The 4,962-nt window shown below is 50.4% G+C and carries 4 protein-coding genes; all 4 read left to right on the top strand.

Translation table 11 applies throughout. The annotated features are described in order from the left end of the window. A partial coding sequence (locus ACESLU_RS11645) for an efflux RND transporter periplasmic adaptor subunit (RefSeq protein WP_372638821.1) occupies window positions 1-594 on the top strand: 594 nt, incomplete at its 5' end. Window positions 595-643: 49 nt separating this feature from the next. Then, a complete protein-coding gene (locus ACESLU_RS11640) occupies window positions 644-1,996 on the top strand; it encodes an ABC transporter permease (RefSeq protein WP_372638820.1) in 1,353 nt (450 codons plus the stop codon). 58 nt (window positions 1,997-2,054) lie between these two features. Next, complete coding sequence (locus tag ACESLU_RS11635; RefSeq protein WP_372638819.1) at window positions 2,055-3,488, top strand: TolC family protein; 1,434 nt, start codon at window positions 2,055-2,057, stop codon at window positions 3,486-3,488. Between the two features lie 279 nt (window positions 3,489-3,767). Continuing rightward, a partial coding sequence (locus ACESLU_RS11630) for a Gfo/Idh/MocA family protein (RefSeq protein WP_372638818.1) occupies window positions 3,768-4,962 on the top strand: 1,195 nt, incomplete at its 3' end.

The raw sequence follows: 4,962 nt of genomic DNA, 5'->3' as shown, positions 1-4,962 counted from the left end.
ATCCAGAATGTAAGAAGTGGACAAAGTGCGGATATAGGCCTTGACGCCATGCCGGAAAAAGAGTTGACGGGCCGGGTTACCAGTGTGGCTAATATCGGCGAACAGCGTCCCAACTCCGATTCTAAAGTATTCCAGGTGATCGTAGAGATAAACGAGGCTGATACGACCTTGCGACCCGCTATGACCACCAGCAACACCATTAACGTCAGCAAGTTACGAGATGTCTTATATGTGCCACTCGAAACGATTCATACGGCTGATTCCCTGAACTTCGTGTTTAAAAGAGACGGGTTGAATGTAACCATGCAGCAGGTAATCCTGGGATTGATGAATGACAATGATGTGGTTATCAGGGAAGGGATTTCGCTTGATGATGAACTCTATTTATCCACGCCGGCGGATACGGCGGGCATTCCCAAAACCTACCTGCCTGAAGAAATCAGGGAGCAATACGATGAGGACGAGTTGAAGGCGGATCCGATGGAGGATGCGAAGGAGTTGATGCCTGAAGAGGAGGACCTGGAAACAGACGGGCGACCTATGGATATAGAGCAATCTGACGCGGACAGCAGTGTTGAACGCGGTTCTCAGTAAATAAGAAGGCTTTCGTAAGCATGTCAACCAAGAACAGAGTGGAATAACGTTGCTTCAAATTATTTTATATAACCTTGACATTGCTCTCGATGCGATCCGGCAGAATGCCATGCGGTCCTTTCTCACCTCTCTCGGTATTATTTTTGGTGTTGCCTCCGTCATTGCCATGCTTGCCATAGGCCGGGGTGCCCAGGAAGAGGTGCTAAGCCAGATGAAGTTGCTGGGGACCAATAATGTGATTATTGAACCGGTGGTACAGCAGGTTGAGGGAGAAGTATCCAATGCTTCTTCTTTGGCGGAAGAGCAGCAAAAATATTCCCCCGGCCTGACGCTCTCAGACATGCAAAGCATCAAGGAACAGATTCCGCAGGTTGATAATGTGAGCCCTGAAATCATTTATGAGACCTCGTTTATCCGGGGCGGCCGATTGCGATCGGGAAAGCTTGTCGGCGTAAATGATCATTATTTTGGGATTAATAACTTTGAAATTGCCGAGGGCAATGTATTCAAGGACGTCCAGCTGACGAATGCCGATCCGGTTTGTGTGATCGGGTCTGGCGTAAAGACCCGTTTTTTCGCGGGTGAAGACCCGGTCGGACAAAAAATCAAGGCCGGAAATACCTGGCTGACGGTCATAGGAGTGCTGAAAGAACGGGAAATGAGTACGGAAAACATTCAAAACCTGGGCATTCGAAATTATAATCTGGATATTTATGTCCCCGTAACGACGGCGCTGTTGCGCTATAAAAACAGGGCGATGGTAACGGGTCAGGAGATTCAGCAGGCGGCCGCGGAACGCAATAATAACAACAATAATAATGGGAATTCATCGGCCGGCAGCGGCAATAATTATCACCAGATTGATAAGATGATCGTACAGGTAACCGACACCCGATACAGTGTACCGATCGCCGAGATTGCCCGCAAAATGCTGCAGCGCCGCCATAATACGGTTATTGATTTTGAAGTGATTGTACCTGAGCTTCTGCTTCAGCAGGAGCGCCGGACCCAGGAAATTTTCAATATCGTCCTCTCCTCTATTGCATCCATTTCACTCATAGTGGGAGGGATCGGAATCATGAATATTATGTTGGCCTCGGTAGTAGAGCGATACCGGGAGATCGGCGTCCGGCGGGCCGTGGGAGCCCATGAACGGGATATTCAGCTACAGTTTTTAACGGAGGCGCTGGCTATCAGTATCTCCGGAGGGATCGTAGGGATTATTCTGGGTATTGCCTTTAGTTATCTCATCGAACTCACGGCGGGCGTCGCTACGATTGTCACGCTGAGCTCCATTTTTATCTCATTCGGAGTCGCAATGGCAATCGGAGTGATTTTTGGTTTCTTTCCCGCCCAACGAGCCGCAGAACAAGACCCCGTACACGCACTTAGACATGAATAGATATAGATATAAAAGCCGACTTTTCGTCTGTACATTTTTCATCCTTTGTTTTCTGGGTATGCATACGGTCAAGGCCCAGGCTCAGCAAACGAAAGACGTGGGTATGTTATCCCTGCAGGAGTGTATCACCATCGCCCAGGATCAAAGTGCCATCGCCAATGCGGCGCGGTATGCCCTGGTTTCAAGTAAATGGGAGTACGAGTCGTTTGAGGCCGACCTGTTGCCCAGCCTGTCCCTGTCGGGCGATGCGCCGGGGTACAACAAGTCAATTTTTTCAAATATACTGGATAATGGACAAGTCACTTTTTCGTCGCGAACGCAGTCAGAGGCCTCGGCATCTTTGTCCGTAAACCAAAATATCCTGCCGACGGGGGGTAATCTTTCCCTCTCTTCAGGCATCACGCGGCTGGGGATTTTTGGCAATGAAAACACCTATCTCTGGCAAAGTACGCCGCTGGTCGTTGGATTGAGTCAGCCGCTTTTTCAGTTCAATAATTTAAAATGGAGAAACAGAACCGAGCCTCTGCGCTTTGAAATTGCCCAAAAGCAGTTTGTGGAGGAGATGGAAGATATTGCCCAGACGGTAACGCAACAGTTCTTTGACGTGTATCTGGCTAAGATAAACCTGGAGAATGCCGAATTTAACGTTGCCCGTAATGATTCGATCTATCAAATTTCGCAGGGACGCTACAATGTGGGAAGCATTGCGGAAAACGATCTGTTGCAAAGTGAGCTGGCCTTGCGAAATGCGGAATCTTCGCTGACGACGGCCCGCATTGAGTATGAACGGGTGCTTAATGATTTTAAAATTCTACTGGGATATCCCACGGATGTTATGCTCGACTTGAAAGAGCCGGAAGAACTGCCGGAGATAGCGGTCGATGTATCAAAAGCAAGACAGCTGGCAATGGAAAATAACAGTGAATCGCTCACCTATCGGCTGAACGAAATCCAGGCCGACCGGAATTTGGCACAAGCCAAGAGTGAAGCCGGCTTCGCTGCGACCTTAAGTGCTAATTTTGGCCTGAACCAGACGTCTGAAAATTTAGCCGACCTTTACAACAATGCGCAAAACCGTCAATTTGTGACGGTGGGATTTGATGTACCGATATTCAATTGGGGGAAACGCCGCGCGCAGGTCAATTCTGCACGAAACCAGCAGCAGGAGGTAGCAAACAGCATCGACTTTCAACGCCGGCAATTTATCCAGCAGGTGGAATATACGGTGAGCCAGTTTTTGCAGCTTCGAGCACAGGCCCTTATTGCCGCTCAGGCGGATACGATTGCCCAGCGGCGCTACGAGGTGGCCCAAAATCGATATCTGATCGGAAAAATCGATATCACCAATCTTTTTATTGCCCAGGAAGAGAAAGATTCGGCCCGGCAGGCGTACATCCGAGCCCTGCGAACGTTTTGGACGGGTTGGTATAACCTGCGGGCCCTGACCCTCTACGATTTCCAGAACGACCAGCCTATTACGTACCAGTTTTAGCCCGGATTTCTCTCCCGCCAGGCGACTTCGTTCGCTGTTGATCGCCCTTATAGGCTATTGGAAAGGCAAGTCGGAAAACGGCAGGAATTAAAGGCCGTAGGGCCGGGGAATGGCAGAAGAAGGGGAGGATTGGTCCAGGACGGAGGAATCCATACCCAAAATAACTATCAACCGACAACCAATACTATGCATATGAAAAATTCATTCATGAGGTTTGCTATTCGGTAACATTTTTCTAAATTAGGTACTCAATTTAAACTGTTGAAAAAAAATGGCTTTATGAGTAAGGATAAGAAAAAAAGTACAGGGGAAACGGAAACGAATGGAATCTCAAGGAAAAGTTTTTTGAGTACCTCGGCAACAGCTGCGGCTGGTTTCTTTGTCGTACCCCGTCATGTATTGGGCGGACCAGGTTATAAGGCCCCGAGCGACCGGCTTAATATCGCCTGTATCGGGGTGGGGGGCATGGGGGCAAGCAATACGAATTCCCTGGCAGAACTGGGGGAAAATATTTATGCGCTCTGCGATGTGGATCAAGACTATGCGGCAGATACCTTATACAGCTATCCCAAGGCGAAGCGCTATGTTGATTTCCGGGAAATGCTGGAGAAGGAAGATGAGATTGATGCGGTGATGGTAGCCACCCCGGATAATACCCACGCGGCCATCGCTATTTTTGCCATGGAGAGGGGCAAGCACGCCTTTGTACAGAAGCCATTGACGCGGACCATCTACGAAGCGCGACGGATGGCCGAGGTCGCCGAAGATACCGGCGTAGCAACCCAGATGGGTAACCAGGGACATGCTTTTGAAAGTACCTACAAGATTGTGGAATATATCCGGCAGGGAGCAATCGGAGAAGTATCGGAAGTTGACTGCTGGACCAACCGTCCCATGGGCTACTGGCCGCAGGGAGCGGATGTACAGGAGTCCGACAAGATGCCGGTCGTTCCCTATACGATGCACTGGGATCTCTGGGTGGGCCCCTCGCCCTACCGTCCCTATGATCCCGGGATCGCACCTTTTGCCTGGCGCGGGCGTTGGGACTTCGGAGCGGGCGCACTGGGAGATATGGGAGCCCATATCATGGATCAGCCGTACTGGGCGCTCGATTTAGGGATGCCGGAACATGTACATGCCAGTTCGACTCCTTTTAACAACGAGGCCTTTCCGCTCGGATCTTCGGTCCACTACACCTTCCCGTCCAACGGCGACCGGGGACCTGTCAAATTAAACTGGTACGACGGCGGATTACTGCCGCCCCGCCCCGAGGAGCTGGAAGACGGAAAACCACTGGGAGCCAGCGGCGGGGGAATGATCTTCCACGGCTCGGAAGGGAAGCTTATGGCCGACGTATATGGACAGAATGCACGGTTTATTCCCGAATCGGATATAAACGAGATCGGTGAGCCGGAAAAGACGATGGAACGTTCCCCGGGCATCCATGAAGAGTGGGTAGATGCAGCCAAGGGCA

It is taken from the genome of Fodinibius sp., from assembly GCF_041642155.1.
Lineage (GTDB): Bacteria > Bacteroidota > Rhodothermia > Balneolales > Balneolaceae > Fodinibius.
The sequence above is the reverse complement of the archived record's forward strand: the minus strand, read 5'-3'. Positions and strand labels throughout refer to the sequence as shown.